Genomic DNA, 16,393 nt, shown 5'->3' with positions numbered 1-16,393 from the left:
AGTATCTTTTTAAGCAATTCAAAGATTATTAAAAAAAATAAATTTTATAATGTGAACTAGATAAAGCAGTTTTAAAGGAAATTTTATGAAAAGAGTTTTGATAACAGGGGCAAGCAGTGGAATTGGATATGAACTTGCTAAAATTTATGCAGAAAATGGATATGACTTGGTTATTGTGGCACGAAACAGGGATAAATTGGGAATGTTGCAAAAAGAAATTTTTGAGGAAATTTCTAAAAATATTAAAGTAACTGTGATTGAAAATGACTTGTCGCAGGAAAAGGCTGCTGAAAGGCTTTATAATCAGATAAAATCTAGCAATCTTAAAATTGATACGCTTGTGAATAATGCTGGAGCTGGTATTTATGGAAGGTTTTCTGAATTTGATGAAGAAACGATGAAAAGAAATGATGCAATGATAAATTTGAATATAAAGGCAGTTGTAGAATTGACAAGGCTGTTTTTGGCTGACATGATAAAAGATGGAAGAGGCGAGATATTAAATGTTTCTTCAGTCGCAGCTTTTATGCCGGGACCTCTGATGAGCACGTATTATGCGAGCAAGGCCTTTGTGCAGTCATTTACTGAAGCGGTTAGGGAAGAAATGAAAAATGATGTTCGCACGAAAAATATAAAAATATGTGCTCTTTGTCCTGGTCCAACAGCTACTGAATTTGAAAAAAGCAGTAATTTGGAAGAAAGTTCACTTTTTGAACGAATGAAAGTTATGTCAGCTAAAAAAGTGGCTGAAATTGGCTATAAGGAATTTCAGAAGGGGAAAATAATTATAATTCCTGGAATTTTTAATAGAATTGCAGTTTTTGGAACTAGATTTTTTTCAAGAAAGTTTGTTGTAAGAATAGCTAGAAAAATGCAGGAAAAAAAGAAAGATTCTTAATAAAAAAATTTTAGTATAAGTTGAGAATATTTTAAAAATTAAAGGAGGTTTTGAAATGTTAAAATTTGAAAAGTATCAAGGTGCGGGGAATGATTTTATTATTGTTACTGAAAGGGAACTAATTGAAAAGGGGATACCTGAATATGGGGAATTTGCTAGTCAGGTTTGTGACAGGCATTTCGGAATAGGTGCAGATGGTCTGATTATTTTAAAATATGTGGCAAGCATGCCATTTATGTTTTTCTTTAATGGAGATGGAAGTCAAGCACCAATGTGTGGAAATGGAATAAGATGTTTCTCACATTATCTTGTAAATAATCATTTAGTTGAAGGGGATGAATTTGTTGTAAAGACAGTTCCTGGCGACTTAATGATAAGAGTAAATTACGATGAGGAAAAAGATGATTTTTCAGCAAGAGTAAATATGGGTAAACCTGTTTTTAATGTAAAAGAATTGATAAATACTGAAAAAGAGCAGTTTTTAAGAGAAAAAATAAATGTTGATGGAACAGAAATTGAAATTTCGTATATTTTTATGGGAACTGACCATTCTGTAATATTTGTAAATGATTTTAATGATTACAATATTGATGAATTTGGTGAAAAAATTGAAAATTATACTGATTTGTTTCCAAAAAAAGTTAATGTAAACTTTGTGAAAGTGCATGATAGAAAACATATGGAAGTAATCACTTGGGAACGTGGGGCAGGACGGACATTAGCTTGTGGAACAGGCGTAACTGCTTCAGCAGTATTGGCCAAGACTTTTGGATTTGTTGATGAAAAAGTGAACGTAAAAGTTCCAGGCGGTCAGCTTGTTATTGAGTATGAAGGTGGAGAAAATGATGCTTTTATGACAGGACCTAGTGAAAAAATAGCTGAAGGATTGTATAAATATCAAAGATAATTTGGATATTGTATTATTTTTAGCATAATAGTTAAATTAATTATAAATTTAAAAGTAAATACTATTCAGCAATGAAATTAAGCCTTTTTATTTAGTAAAAAAATATAATTTGTACTTTTTAGATAGAGTTTAGTTATATTTAAAATTTTAAATAGGAATAAAATAAAAAAATTAGGAAACTAAATTAAGGAAAGAAGGAATAAAATGAAATTTGAAGGTTCGTACGTGGCTTTAATTACGCCATTTAAAAATAATGGAACGGAATTGGATGAAGATAAATTAAGAGAATTGGTAAATTATCACATTGAAAATGGTACATCTGGAATAGTACCTTGCGGAACGACTGGAGAAGCTCCAACTCTGACATTTGCAGAACATGAAAAAGTAATAAAAATAGTTGTGGAAGAAGTGAAAGGAAGAATACAAGTAGTCGCTGGAGCAGGATCGAATAACACAACAAGAGCGATAGAACTTACAAAATACGCAAAGGAACTGGGAGCGGATGCAGCGTTAAGCACTTGCCCATACTACAATAAACCAAGTCAAAGAGGACTTTATGAACACTACAAAACAATTGCACAAGAAGCAAAATTTCCTATAATGCTTTACAATGTGCCTGGAAGAACAGGAACAAATATCGAAGCAGAAACAATCGCAAAACTGGCTGAACTGCCTGAAATTGTAGCTGTAAAGGAAGCGACAGGAAGTCTTGAACAAATGATAAGAATTCAGGATTTATGCGGAGATAAAATAGAAATTCTTTCAGGAGAAGATCACCTAATCCTGCCAATGCTATCAATCGGAGCAAAAGGAGTCGTTTCAGTAGTTGCCAACATAATGCCTCAAGAAATGAGCGATTTAATAAGTTCATTCTTAAACAAGAACTTTGATAAGGCATTTGAACTGCACACAAAACTATACGATGTAAGCAGAAATATGTTCGTGGAAGGAAACCCTGTAACTGTGAAGGCTGCTATGAAAATACTTGGAAAACTTGACAATGACATAGTAAGATTGCCATTGACGGCAGCTGAAGCTGATACTTATGGGAAATTGACAAAAGTGTTTAAAGAAAAAGGGATTTTTTAATTTTTTATTTGCTGGAAAATTTTGAATTATGAAAAGAGCTGGAGTGAAATCCAGTTTTTTTTTGTAATAATTTTATTACTTACACTAAACACCGTTTAAAAATAGGAATAAATTTTTATAATTAGGATTGCTTAATAGCTAATCAATAATCATTCAATTAAATTGTTTATTATTATTTTTTAGATATCTTGATTAATAGATATTTTTTCATATTACTATGTTTTTTCTTTTTATTTTTGTAGGATTGCTCATTGCCGCAAATCCTACAACCTATGGCTAGTCTACGACATTTTTCTGCACTGCCAAAAAACTCGCTATGCTCAAACAGTTTTGCCAGCACAGAAAAATGCTCCGACGGGTTATTTATACTAGAATCTGATTGAAAGATGAAAATTATATTTTAATTATTTGAAAATATTAGATTTATACCCTTTATTTAGAAAAGTTTGTAATAATTTCGTTATTTAAAAGGGAGTTAGTATTAAATATTCAGATTAATAATTTTTTATAATTTTACAAAATATTTTAAGTAAAAAGAAAAAAATCTAAAAAAATATCAAAAATTTTTTTGATTATATGAAATTATGGGGTACAATATTGTTAATAGGGAAATGTTTTTTAATAATGGAAATTAGAAATTGAGAGGAATGAATAAAGATGATACACACAACAAAAGAGTTAGAAGAGATACAGAAAAATTTTATCGAAATGGAAGTAAAAAGTTTTGCAAGGGAAGTTATTGAATTTATTGATGAAAGTCCCAGTGCTTATCATGTTGTGAAAAATTGTTCAGATATTTTAGAAGAAAATGGTTTTGAGAGGGTTATGCCTCGTGAAAAATGGGAACTAAAAAAAGGTGGAAAATATTTTTTGAAAAAATCCAGCTCTACTATAATTGCAATTACAATTGGTGAAAATTTTGATGTGAGAAAAGGGTTTAAGATTTTTGGAGCACATACCGATTCTCCTTGTTTTAGGATAAAACCTAATCCTGAAATGGTTACAGAAAATATGGTGAGATTAAATACAGAAGTTTATGGAGCACCTATTTTGAGTACATGGTTTGATAGACCTCTTTCCATTGCTGGACGTGTTATTGTGAAAGGAGAAGATCCATTTTTTCCAAAAACTGTAAAAATTAAGATAGATGAACCGCTTTTAACAATACCAAATCTTGCAATTCATCAGAATAGAGAAGTAAATAATGGAGTAAAAATTGATAAACAGAATGATGTTTTGCCTGTAATTTCACTTATTAATCAAAATTTTGAGAAGGAAGGCTATCTTGAAAGAATTATTTTGGAAAAGACAGGGATAAAAAAAGAAAATATAATTGATTTTGATTTGTATTTATATACAACAGAAAAAGGATGTCTTTTAGGTGCAAATGAAGAATTTATGTCATCTCCAAAACTTGACAACCTTGCTTCTGTTTATACAGGTCTTCTTGGGCTTGTGGAAGAGGAGGCGAGTCAGGACCAGATTAACATTTTTGTAGCATTTGACAACGAAGAGATAGGAAGTGCTACAAAACAGGGAGCAGATTCCAATTATCTTTTGAATACGCTGGAAAGAATTGCTTTATCGTTAGGGCTTGACCGAAGTAATTTTTTGCAGATGCTTGAAAATTCGTTTATTTTGTCGGCTGATGCTGCACATGCGGCACACCCTGCACATTTGGAAAAAACGGATCCTACAAATCGTGGAAAAATAAATGAAGGAATTTCAATAAAAATTAGCGCAAAACAGAAATATACATCCGATGGATATTCGATTGCTGTAATTAGACAGCTTATAAAAGGAACGGATATACGGATTCAGCCTTTTGTAAATGAATCAAATGAACTTGGAGGAAGTACAATCGGTCCGCTTTCTTCAACACATCTTGATATAGACGGAGTAGATTTGGGAGTTCCGATGTTTGCGATGCATTCGGTACGTGAATTATGTGGAATTTTTGATGTATTTTATTTGAAGGAATTGGCAAAGGAATTTTTTTCAAAAGGATAAAAAATATTATTTTTAAAGAGATAGCAGTATATCGGCTATCTTTTTTTAATGGCAAGTTTGTTGTTTTTTTAGAGTATCTATGATAAAATGAAAAATAATACGAAATAGTAGAAAGGTAGTAAAATGAAAGTGTATTTGGAATTATTCTGGATTTTTTTTAAGATAGGTACATTTACTCTTGGTGGTGGATATGCTATGGTTCCGCTTATACAAAATGAAATTGTGAATAAGAAAAAGTGGATTGAGGAAGAGGAGTTTGTAAAACTTCTGGCACTTGCCCAGTCTTCACCAGGTGCATTGGCTGTGAATGTTTCAGTTTTTGTGGGATACAAGATGAAAAGAACTTTGGGGCTTGTAACTACAGTTCTGGGAGCAACATTGCCATCATTTATAATTATTCTTGTAATAGCTTCATTATTTAGCAATATACAGGATAACATATATGTTATAAAGGCTTTTAAGGCTATAAGACCAATGGTAGTCGCATTGATTGCTGCGAGTGTCTATACAATTGGAAAATCGGCTAAAATTAATAAAAAAACGTTATGGATTGTGATTTTGGTTGCAGTAATGGTCGCATTTCTTAAATTTCCACCTATTGTTATGATTATTTTAGGTGCTTTTTTAGGAAATGTCTGGATGAATTGGAGGGGAAAAAGATGAGTTTGGCAATACTATTAGTGTTATTTTTTGTGTTTTTTAAAATAGGGCTGTTCAGTTTTGGTGGCGGATATGCAATTTTACCGCTTATTCAGGCGGATGTTGTAGATTTGCATAAATGGGTAAATGTACAGCAGTTTACGGACATTGTGGCAATTTCACAGGTAACGCCGGGACCAATTTCATTAAATGCCGCAACCTATGTCGGTTATCTGATTGGAAACAAGACTGGATTCTGGGATGCATTTATAATGGGGACAGCAGCAACATTGGGATTAATTCTTCCGTCAGTTATTATAATGACAATTTTTAGTAAATTTTATTTAAAATTTCAAGACAATAAATATATGGACAATGCTTTTGCAGGATTAAAAATCGTTGTTGTCGGATTAATTCTGGCGGCGGCTATAATGCTGATTGATAAAAAGAACTTTATAGACTGGAAAAGTGCAGCAATATTCATTATTTCTGTGGCACTTGTGTTAAAATGGAAAGTAAATCCAATATTGCTTACAGTAATTGCGGCAATTGCAGGAATAATAATTTACTAAACATATTTATTTTTTACAGACTTAAAAACGAGAAGATTGAGAAATATAATTTTACAACAAATAAAAAATCTATGAAAATGTTTTATAATTATGAAGGGATAATATAAATGTTGATTTACAGAAAGAGATAAGAATATGAAAGAAAAGAGGGAAAATTATGAAAAAAAAATATACTATCGCAGTATTAATATTAATTTTAATATTTAGCTGTGGTAAAAAAGATAAAAAATCACAAAATTCTCAAAGTAAGCCAAATATTGAAAATAGACAGGATGATAAGCTCAAGGAATTGATAAAAAAAGCCGAAAAGGGAGATATATCGGCACAAACTGAACTTGGAGAAATGTATCTTCACGGAAATGGAGTAAAAACGGATTATAAAAAATCTATGGAGTGGAGCAAGAAAGCTTCTGAAAAAGGAAGTTATCGGGCAATGACTAACATTGGAATTCTTTATTTGGATGGACTTGGTGTAGAAAAAGACTATAAAAAGGCTTTTGATTCATTTTCAAAGGCAACAGATGGGGGAGATATGAAGGCACCAAGATATTTGGGAATAATGTCTGAGAAAGGGCTTGGAGTGAAAAAAAGCCTTGATGATGCGGCATTTTACTATGAAATTGGGGATAGCAGTGGAGATTTAACTTCACGATACAACTTAGGAAAAATTCATGAAAAGGCAGGAGATTACGCAAGAGCAGTAGAACTTTATAAAAAAACAGACAACAGGATGGATCATGTTACAGCTCCAATGTATGAAGCTCTAGGAGATTTATATGTCGCTGGAAAAGGTGTGGAAAAAAGCACAAAGCAAGCTAGGGAATGGTACGAAAAAGCTGTAAAATCAGGAAGTCAGGAAGCTAGTAAGAAATTAAATAACTTGAAATAAAATAAATTATCGTATAACCAACTATATTTTAATAAAATCTAGTTATTATCTCTAAAAATACAAGTTTTATTAATATTTGAATTGACTTTTTCTTAAAATTAGAGAAAATTTATAAATAATCTTATTTACTAAAATTGTTATTTATGATAAAATGAATATAAGAAATTAATATTGAAGAAATTTATATATTTTTATATTTAATTTAATTTTTTTAAGTTTTATAATCTTAGTTTAAATATAAAAATACAAGAATATTGAGTAAAGAATATATTTACAATTATAAATTCAGTAAATTCTATATAAAAATGGGAAATAATGTAATAAGAAAGGAGATGCTACTTTTAAAGCATGCTTTTAATTAAAAGAATATTACAGATATTTTAATATAAAGTAAATACAGTAGCAGGAGGAAATAATGTTAGAAACATTAATTTTTAGAGAAATAAGATACAATGAAAATAACGAGCGGCTTCTTAAAGAAAATTTGGAAAAAATAAAAGAGAATCCTGATGATGTGGAAGTGTTAAAAACATTAGCATCTATTTATCATGCGTTAAAGGAAAATGACAAGGCAATTGAAATCTATGAAAAATTAGTAAAGCTGAAACCTGATGAAATCGAGATATTAGCATTTTTAGGATATTTATATTACGAAAATGAAGACCTTGACAAAGCCGAGGAAAACCTTAACAAGGCACTTGACGTAAGAACAGAAGATGAGCCATTTGTATTATTTTTACTAGGAAATATTTATTCAAGAAAAGGGAAAATATCAGAAGCGGTTGACTGTTACGAACTTGCTATATTCCTAGATTTTGACATGTATATTGCTCACATTGATTTTGCTAGAAAATATGAACATATGGGACGACATCAAAAAGCTCTTGAAGAATACAAGGCGGCGTTGAGAATTGATTCAAGAGACGAAGGGTTAATTGAAAAAATACATTATATAGAAAATAAATGTAAAAATGTAATTGAAGAAGATAAAAAGGGTCAAAAGTTAAATTTTGGAGCAGCAAATTTGGGCGTTGTTTAAAATTAAACTAAATATGTATGGTTAAAGTAATAATTTTACTTTAGAAAGTTGTCTTAAAATAAGTAATTAAACTTATCTATGACAACTTTTTATTATTTGAGTATTTAAAAATATGATTTAAAAAAATATTAAGGGAGAGAAAAGTGGTAAATTTAGTATGTGATGCTATTATTCCAGATGGTCCGATGAAGGATGTGGAAGAAATTGAAAAAAGTATAATGACAACCTATAAAAAGAGCATATGGGCAAAATTTTTGAAGGCAATTAGTGATTTTGATATGATACAGGATGGGGACAAGATTGCGATTGGTGTATCTGGTGGAAAGGATAGCCTGCTTTTAGTAAAACTGTTTCAGGAATTGAAGAAAGATAAACGGAAAAATTTTGAATTTAAGGCAGTTAGCTTAAATCCTGGTTTCAGAAATTCTGATTTGGATAATTTTAAAAATAATTTGGATAAGTTAAATATTGACTGTGAGATTATTAATACGAATATTTGGGAAATTGCAAATGAAAAGGCAAAGGACTATCCGTGCTTTTTATGTGCTAAAATGCGACGTGGAATTTTGTACACGCAAGTCGAAGAACTTGGATTTAATAAATTGACGCTTGGGCATCATTTTGATGATGTTATTGAAACTACTTTGATAAATATGTTTTATGCTGGTACAATGAAAACAATGACCCCAAAAGTTCCTTCAACTTCTGGGAAGCTGGAATTAATTCGTCCGCTAATTTACGTAAAAGAAGCCGATATAATTGATTATACGAAAACAAATGGGATACGTGCGATGAATTGCGGATGTACAATCGAAGCTGGAAAGACTTCGAGCAAACGTAAAGAAGTAAAAGACTTGCTTGCTGCACTTGAGGAAAAAAATCCTGGAATTAAGCAAAGTGTGTTTAATTCGATGAAAAATATAAATTTAGATTATGTGTTTGGATATACAGGCGGTAAGGAAGTTGAATAAAAATAGGAGCAGTTATTCACTGCTCTTTTTATATATGAGTTTTTTTAGGAAAAGTTAAAAATTTGATTGTATATATGGAAATAATGGAGTATAATTTAAAAAGAAATTGTAAAATAAATAAAAATTTAGGAGTGAATTTTATGAAAAAAAATTTCAATCAAAAGTGGTGGCATAAATCAGTAGTTTATCAAATTTATCCAAAAAGTTTTAATGATACGACTGGAAACGGAGAAGGGGATATAAGGGGAATTATCGAGAAACTTGATTATCTGAAGGAACTTGGAGTGGAAGTAATCTGGATTACTCCAATGTATAAATCTCCACAGAATGATAATGGATATGATATAAGTGATTATTATGACATTGATCCTAATTACGGGACAATGGCAGATTTTGAGGAAATGCTGACAGAAGCACATAAAAGAGATTTAAAAATAGTTATGGATATTGTTGTAAATCACTCTTCTACTGAAAATGAATGGTTTAAAAAGTCTGAAGCAGGGGACTCTGAATATAAGGATTTTTACATATGGAAAGATGCAGTTGACGGAAAAGAGCCTACAAACTGGCAATCAAAATTTGGAGGAAATGCCTGGCAATATTCAAAAAAGAGAGGGCAATATTATTTACATCTGTTTGATGTTACGCAAGCTGATTTAAACTGGGAAAATGAAAATGTAAGAAAAAAAGTATATGAAATGATAAAATTTTGGCTGAATAAAGGAGTCGATGGATTTAGGCTTGATGTTATAAATCTTATATCAAAGGATCAGAGATTTCCGAATGATGATGGAAGTGATACAAGATTTGTACCTGATGGAAGAAGATTTTATACAGATGGGCCTAGAATCCATGAATTTTTAAAGGAAATGAACAGAGAGGCATTTGGTGGAGGAGAACTTATTACGGTTGGAGAAATGTCTTCTACAAGCCTTGATAACTGTATCAGATATTCAAATCCTGATGAAAAGGAATTATCAATGACATTTTCATTTCATCATTTGAAAGTAGATTATCCAAATGGAGAAAAATGGGCAAAAGCACCATTTGATTTTGTGGAGTTAAAAAGGATATTCTCTAAATGGCAAATTGGAATGTATGAAGGAAATGGCTGGAATGCGACTTTCTGGAATAACCACGATCAGCCAAGGGCATTGTCAAGATTTGGAAATGATAAGGAATATCATAGGGAGTCGGCTAAAATGCTTGCCACAGTTCTTCATGGACTGCAAGGGACGCCTTATATTTATCAGGGAGAAGAATTTGGAATGACAAATCCATATTTTGATGATATTAGTAAATATCGTGATGTTGAATCAACCAATAATTACAAAATTTTACTCAATAAAGGATGTTCTGAAGAAGAAGCTATTGAAATTTTAATGCAGAAATCAAGAGATAATTCCAGAACGCCTGTTCAATGGAATGATTCTGACAATGCAGGATTTACAACCGGAACTCCGTGGATCGGAGTACCTGAAAATTATAGGACAGTTAATGCTGAAGTGGCTTTAAAAGATAAAAATTCAGTATTCTATCATTACAAAAAATTAATTGATTTAAGAAGAAATGAAGAATTAATGATAACAGGAAGATATGAAGACATTGATTTGGAAAATAAAAGTGTTTATGCCTACAAACGTGTTGGAGAAAATGGAGAATTAGTTGTAATCAGTAATTTCTATGAACCTAAAGTAGAATTTGAACTGAAAGGAAACGGAGTTACAGGACTGGAAAATGCTCAAGTTCTATTGTCAAACTACGAAGCAGAACCTGAAATTAAAGACGGGAAAATTATTCTAAAACCTTATGAATCAATTATCTTTAAAAAATAATAAAAATCAAAAGCAATAAAAAAAATAAAATTTACCGTTGAATAGGGTTATCGTTTTTTAAACTTATTTGGCGGTATTTTAAATAAAAAATAAAGAAGGAAATCAAAATGAAGACAGAAATTATATGCGTTGGAACAGAATTATTAGTTGGAGATATAGTGAATACAAATGCACAGTATATTTCAGCAAAACTTACAAATATTGGGATTGATTTGTATTATCAAACTACGGTTGGGGATAATTACGGACGACTTATGGAGTGTCTGGAAAATGCTTTTAAAAGGGTTGATTTGGTAATTACTACTGGGGGACTTGGGCCTACGGTTGATGATATTACGAAAGAAGTGGTGGCTGATTATTTTGGGGAAGAGCTGGAAGTGATAGAGCGATATTATGACTTGATTGTAAAAAAATATAATGAGAGGGGCTTTGGAGAAGTGGCTTCTGGTGGGAGAAAAGAGGCTTCGATTTTAAAGAACTCAGAATTGCTTGATAATGAAGTTGGGCTTGCACCAGGATTTTTTTATGAAAAAGATAATAAAAAAATAATAGTATTGCCAGGGCCTCCAAGGGAAATGACTTGGATGGTAGATAATCAAGTTTTGCCACTTTTAAAGAAATATTCAAATGATATTCTTTTAATGAAAACCCTTGAAATAAAAGGAGTTCCGGAAGGAAAAATTGACGATAGGCTAAAAGATTATTTTGAAATGTCAAATCCGACTGTTGCACCTTATGCAAAGGAAGGCTGTGTTCATGTAAGAATTGCAATGAAAGGCGATAGAGGGAGTACTGATTACTTGATTGCTGAAATTGACAAGATTGTGAATGAAATTATCAAGATTTATCCGCAGGCGGAGGAAATAAAGGAAGAATAAAATAAAAATATACCCAGATTTTAGATTGAAAAAATTCGAGACTGGGTATGTTTTTTATATTAAATTAAATTTATATAGTGAATTGAAATTTTAATTAAATTAATTCAAATTCTGATTGTGCCTTTTCCATTTCAGTATACATTTTGTAATATCGCCTTTTATTTTCCATAAGCTGCTCATGATTTCCAATTTCTTCGATTATTCCGTTGGACATAACTATAATTTTGTCATAATCCTTTATTGTGTTGAGTTTATGAGCGATTGTAATTACAGTCTTGTGTTTTGTAAGAATACTTAGTGATTTTCTTATTTCGTGTTCGTTGTCGACATCAAGTGAGGCTGTGGCTTCATCGACTAGGATAATTGGGGTATCTTTTAATAAAGCTCTTGCGATTGAAATTCTCTGTTTTTCTCCACCAGATAAAGTAGAGCCCCCTTCTCCAATTATAGTGTCGTATCCATTTTCGCTTTCCATTATAAAATCGTGGCAATTGGCATTTTTAGCCGCATTTATTACTTCTTCCCTTGTAGCCTTTGGTTTTCCAAGCCTTATATTATTTTCAAAAGTGTCATTTACCAAGTAGACATCTTGAAAAATCATGCTTATATTTGTAAGCAGCTCTTCAGGATATATTTTTTGGATATTTATTCCACCAATGGTAATTTCGCCAGACTGGCAGTCCCAGAATCTTGCAATAAGACTAGTAACAGTTGTTTTTCCAGAGCCTGACGAGCCAACTAGGGCAGTTTTTGTACCCTGTTTTGCTTCAAAAGTAATGTTTTTTAGAACAGGAGTGTCTTTTTCATAAGAAAAATTTACATTCTGGAATTTTATATCATAATTTGGTAAAGTAACTTTTTCAAGTTCATAGGAAATTTCCTTTTCATTATGCACATTTATCAGTTTATCTGTGGCAAGTTTCAAGTATTGGATAAAAGTATATTGTGTAGAAAAGGCTTTTAGCACATTTGAAAGTGAAAGTCCAATAATTATGTATGAAAAAAATTCTACTTTATTAATGGAAGAAGCCATAAAAAGTTGTGTAGACACAAGCAGAAGTAAGGCAAAGGAAATATCCGTAATAAGTTGAAAAATCATAACATAAGGGGCAAGAGCAATTTCAGTATTTATACTTTCCCTTTTCAAATCATTAAAGCTGTCCTTTAACCTCTTAAATCGTTCCCCAGTCAGATTATATGCTTTAAAAAGTTGCATTCCAGCAATATATTCCACCATCCGTGAAACAACATTATCCATAGTATGCTTCTTTTTCAAAGCTATTTTTGCACCTTTTTTCGTTCCCAGAATGACAAATACTAATCCAGCCAGCGAGATTATTAGTTGCAGTATGGCAAGCAAGGGAGAAATTGCAAATATAATTAACAGAAGATAAATTGTCAGTATAGATAACTTTATAATTTCTGATGTGCTGTGAGTTATAACCTGCTCAAAATCTTGTAAATCATTTGTCATAATATTAATAATATTCCCAATGTTGTGACTGTTAAAGTATCCTAGATTCAAATTTCTCAAATGATCACCCATCCTGATTCTCAAATCCTGAATAATTTTAGCCCCCTCACTTTGAATCCCGATATATCCGATACGATTTAATACAAATCTGCAAATAATTGCAAAAATCATAATAAAAGTATAGATTATCAATTTTTTCAACGTAAAATTATTATTCATCAAATCAATAATTGTAAAATAAAACATTGCATAGTTCATCATATAAAATAAGGCATCTATTGTTAGAAAAAATATTGGATTTTTAAGATTTTTATATTTATTTCCAGCAAGAGTTTTTATATTTCTAATATCGTTAATCATTATCTGCACCCCCTAAATTTCCTTGTTTTCCATCAAATTATTATCGCTATATAAATTCCATAAATGCCAGTATTCTGACTTGTTTTGCAGAAGCTCCTTGTGAGTACCTTGCTCGATAATACGTCCTTTATTCATTACAACGATATTATCGGCATTTTTTATTGTGTAAAGCCTGTGAGCAATGATAATGGGAGTTTTCCCTTTTAGTAAAGTACGTAAAGCCTTCTGAATTTTGGCTTCGTTTTCAATGTCGGAGTAAGAAGTAACTTCGTCGAGCACAATAATTGGGGCATTTTTTAAAATCGCACGAGCTATCGAAATTCTCTGTTTTTCTCCTCCACTTAATTTAATCCCACCTTCTTCAATCACAGTTTCATATTTTTGAGGTAAGGATATTATAAAATCGTGAATTTGTGCCTTTTTTGCAGCATTTTCCACTTCTTCCAGCGAATAATCCTTTCCCATTCTTATATTCTCAAAAATAGTATCGTGAAGCATAAATGTATCCTGAAAAACAAACGAAACATTGTCAGCCAATCCTGTGTAAGCAAAATCCTTAATATCAGTTCCATCAATCGTTATTTTCCCGCTGTTTATATCCCAGAATCTTCCAAGCAGAAGTCCTATCGTTGTTTTTCCTGAACCAGAAGGCCCTACAAGTGCAGTTGAAGTTCCAGCCTTTATTTCCAAAGAAAAATCATTTATAACATTTTTATTTTTATATGCAAAATTTACATTTTCATATTTTATAAAACCTGAAAAATTAGAAGGGAAATTTGTGTTTCCAGATTTTTGCTCCTGTTCCCTATTAATTTCCATAATCTTCCCTAGCCCTTTAGTTAATGCTGAAAGATGGTGTGCCAAGTCAAATAATGCCTTTAATGAGCTTAAAAAAATTGTACTCATCAAAATAAATAAAATATACACAGATACTGAAATTTGATTATGGAACAGCATAAGTCCACCAACTGGAATAATGAAAAGCAAGCCCGAATCAGTTAGACAGAGAAAAATCGAGTAAAACGGCACACTTAGTTCTGTAAGCTCAATCCAGTAATCTGCATATTCCTGAGTAATATCCCGATAATCCTTGAATGATTTAGCAGTAAGGTTAAATGCTTTCATAACGTTCATTGCATTTATGTATTCCATAATAGTAGCGTTTAAGTTTGCAAGAAGAGTATAATAATGTTCTACACGACTTCCATAACTTTGAAACATTTTTCCCTGTGCCATTATGCTCAAAATAATTGGAATAAATAAAACAAGTGTCAATTTCCAGTTAAAGTAAATCATAATCCCTAAAAATATTATTGGAGTTACAAGTGCCGATGATAAATCTGGAATCTGATGTGCAATAAAGAGTTCCAATTTTTCAATATCCTCATTAATAATCTTTTTCAGTTTTCCAGTCATATTTTTCTTAAAAAAACCCATATTCAGCTTTGACAAATGCTCAATCAAATCAATTCGAATTTTGTACAAAATCGAAAAAGCTGCAATATGTGAAAAAACACCTGATAAAATTTGCATAATTATTTTTACAATTATAAAAAATATCGCAATAAATACACAGAACTTTATTTTCAAATAATCAATATTTGTTTTAAAAAGTTCCAAAACAATCTGATACACAAGAAGATAAGGCACAGCAGACAATGTTGTACCGATTATACTGAATATTGCTGAAAAAATCAGCTTCATCTTATGTTTACCAGATAAACTTAATAAATATTTCAATTCTTTCATAATAATCTCTCCATTCACTTGTCAAAGAAAATACGTTATTAAACAAAAAAATAATAGATTATTGAATCAATTTATTTTTCATAAATATAAATTCCAAGTCGATTATTAGCAATATAGAACAGAGGAACAAATAATTTTTTCCAGCCAGGAAGATGATGTTTCATTTCATCTGTGAAATTAATAAGTCCAGTTTGCTTTAATTTTGGATTCAATTTTACAATTTCACTTCCATCTTTTACTCCCCATTTGAAATCTGCGTTCATATTTTTTATGGTATCATGTTTTTGGTTCATTTTAACTGTTCCTTTATAAAGCAAGTCAAACTGAGCTTCAAAAGAATCAAAATTATCAGTTAGTATCTCCAAAAACTGTTTAATTTTCTGTTCTTCAAAATACATTAATACACCTTCGGAAATAATAAGTAATTTCTTCCCTTCCAGCTTAATATCTTTTGTCCATGTTGAATTAAATGCAGATTTTGCAATATCTGTAACTCGTTCATTAGGTTCAAAAAATAATTTTCGTTTTTCAATAACTTCTGGCAAGTCAAGATTGTACCATCTTATTTTTCCATTATCTATTCGTAAAAATCTTGTATCTAGTCCACATCCAATCGACACAATTACACAATCTGGATATTTTTTCATAAATTTTTTCACTTCATTATCCATCATTTTTGCACGTGAAAGCACACCATAATACGAAGCCCATGCATGTTTAAATTTTGAAAAATCATAGTTTATCTGTGAAATTATTTCTTGAGATTTTTTATCATTCAAGATAGGTTTTTCGCTTTTAGCATCAGTTGCCCGCATATACAAAGTAATAAGCATAGTTTCAGAGACATTGTCAAGTTTTATTCCCATAACACGTTCCTCCTTATCATAAAATTTTGATTATCAAACTATCTAATAGAATTATACCCGCATTTATTCAAAATGCAAGTTTTATTTAAAAAATAAAAATAGTTATTAAACTGTTAAAATCATATAAATTTGGTATTTGAGACCAATAATTATAATCGTAAGCCTATTTATATAAAGGAAAATTGATTGAAAAATAGCTGGAACTATGTTAAAATTA

At 30.9% G+C, this 16,393-nt stretch carries 16 protein-coding genes; 12 read left to right on the top strand and 4 right to left on the bottom strand.

The genetic code is table 11. The features are described 5' to 3' along the window. The first annotated feature begins 85 nt into the window (after positions 1-85). The 3 genes from QU666_RS08705 to dapA all read left to right on the top strand — a co-directional run bounded on the left by QU666_RS08705 (position 86) and on the right by dapA (position 2,894). A complete protein-coding gene (locus QU666_RS08705; RefSeq protein WP_021770135.1) occupies positions 86-898 on the top strand; it encodes an SDR family oxidoreductase in 813 nt (270 codons plus the stop codon). 55 nt (positions 899-953) lie between these two features. After that, entirely contained in the window at positions 954-1,805 is an 852-nt protein-coding gene (gene dapF, locus QU666_RS08700) for a diaminopimelate epimerase (RefSeq protein ID WP_021770134.1), read from the top strand. 204 nt (positions 1,806-2,009) lie between these two features. Next, the gene (gene dapA, locus QU666_RS08695; RefSeq protein WP_006804399.1) at positions 2,010-2,894 is read left to right on the top strand and encodes a 4-hydroxy-tetrahydrodipicolinate synthase; all 885 of its coding nucleotides are present in this window, start codon (positions 2,010-2,012) and stop codon (positions 2,892-2,894) included. A 172-nt stretch (positions 2,895-3,066) separates the two neighbouring features. Here the strand turns inward: dapA and QU666_RS08690 are convergent, their stop codons facing one another. Then, complete coding sequence (locus QU666_RS08690) at positions 3,067-3,234, bottom strand: hypothetical protein (protein WP_304984801.1); 168 nt, start codon at positions 3,232-3,234, stop codon at positions 3,067-3,069. A gap of 317 nt (positions 3,235-3,551) precedes the next feature. On the opposite strand from QU666_RS08690, the gene QU666_RS08685 reads away from it, so the two are divergent. The 9 genes from QU666_RS08685 to QU666_RS08650 all read left to right on the top strand — a co-directional run bounded on the left by QU666_RS08685 (position 3,552) and on the right by QU666_RS08650 (position 11,727). Beyond that, positions 3,552-4,904, top strand: coding sequence for a M18 family aminopeptidase (locus tag QU666_RS08685; protein ID WP_021768091.1), 1,353 nt, complete (start codon positions 3,552-3,554; stop codon positions 4,902-4,904). A gap of 123 nt (positions 4,905-5,027) precedes the next feature. Next, positions 5,028-5,567 carry a chromate transporter gene (locus QU666_RS08680; RefSeq protein WP_021768090.1) on the top strand — a complete coding sequence of 180 codons (540 nt, stop codon included), beginning with the start codon at positions 5,028-5,030 and terminating at the stop codon, positions 5,565-5,567. Then, positions 5,564-6,115, top strand: coding sequence for a chromate transporter (locus QU666_RS08675; protein WP_021768089.1), 552 nt, complete (start codon positions 5,564-5,566; stop codon positions 6,113-6,115). The genes QU666_RS08680 and QU666_RS08675 overlap by 4 nt, the downstream gene beginning before the upstream one ends. Then, positions 6,022-6,222, top strand: a complete 201-nt coding sequence (locus tag QU666_RS11785; RefSeq protein ID WP_369750577.1) for a hypothetical protein — start codon at positions 6,022-6,024, stop codon at positions 6,220-6,222. The genes QU666_RS08675 and QU666_RS11785 overlap by 94 nt, the downstream gene beginning before the upstream one ends. A gap of 50 nt (positions 6,223-6,272) precedes the next feature. Next, on the top strand, positions 6,273-7,004 hold the full coding sequence (locus QU666_RS08670; protein WP_021768088.1) for a tetratricopeptide repeat protein: 732 nt from the start codon (positions 6,273-6,275) through the stop codon (positions 7,002-7,004). Positions 7,005-7,419: 415 nt separating this feature from the next. After that, the gene (locus tag QU666_RS08665) at positions 7,420-8,043 is read left to right on the top strand and encodes a lipopolysaccharide assembly protein LapB (protein ID WP_021769081.1); all 624 of its coding nucleotides are present in this window, start codon (positions 7,420-7,422) and stop codon (positions 8,041-8,043) included. Positions 8,044-8,186: 143 nt separating this feature from the next. Further along, positions 8,187-9,014, top strand: a complete 828-nt coding sequence (locus QU666_RS08660) for an ATP-binding protein (protein WP_021769082.1) — start codon at positions 8,187-8,189, stop codon at positions 9,012-9,014. A gap of 140 nt (positions 9,015-9,154) precedes the next feature. Further along, entirely contained in the window at positions 9,155-10,849 is a 1,695-nt protein-coding gene (gene treC, locus QU666_RS08655) for an alpha,alpha-phosphotrehalase (RefSeq protein ID WP_036070717.1), read from the top strand. Between the two features lie 107 nt (positions 10,850-10,956). Then, a complete protein-coding gene (locus QU666_RS08650) occupies positions 10,957-11,727 on the top strand; it encodes a molybdopterin-binding protein (protein WP_021769084.1) in 771 nt (256 codons plus the stop codon). 94 nt (positions 11,728-11,821) lie between these two features. Here the strand turns inward: QU666_RS08650 and QU666_RS08645 are convergent, their stop codons facing one another. From QU666_RS08645 to QU666_RS08635, 3 genes are all read right to left on the bottom strand, one after another. Further along, positions 11,822-13,561: an ABC transporter ATP-binding protein gene (locus QU666_RS08645; protein ID WP_021769085.1), complete on the bottom strand. Its 1,740-nt coding sequence runs from the start codon at positions 13,559-13,561 to the stop codon at positions 11,822-11,824. A 12-nt stretch (positions 13,562-13,573) separates the two neighbouring features. Further along, positions 13,574-15,310 carry an ABC transporter ATP-binding protein gene (locus QU666_RS08640; RefSeq protein WP_036070698.1) on the bottom strand — a complete coding sequence of 579 codons (1,737 nt, stop codon included), beginning with the start codon at positions 15,308-15,310 and terminating at the stop codon, positions 13,574-13,576. A gap of 71 nt (positions 15,311-15,381) precedes the next feature. Further along, a complete protein-coding gene (locus tag QU666_RS08635) occupies positions 15,382-16,176 on the bottom strand; it encodes a class I SAM-dependent methyltransferase (RefSeq protein ID WP_021769087.1) in 795 nt (264 codons plus the stop codon). Positions 16,177-16,393 lie beyond the last annotated feature (217 nt).

It is taken from the genome of Leptotrichia sp. HMT-225 (assembly GCF_030644325.1).
Taxonomy (GTDB): domain Bacteria; phylum Fusobacteriota; class Fusobacteriia; order Fusobacteriales; family Leptotrichiaceae; genus Leptotrichia; species Leptotrichia massiliensis.
This window is presented reverse-complemented; position numbering and strand designations above follow the sequence as displayed.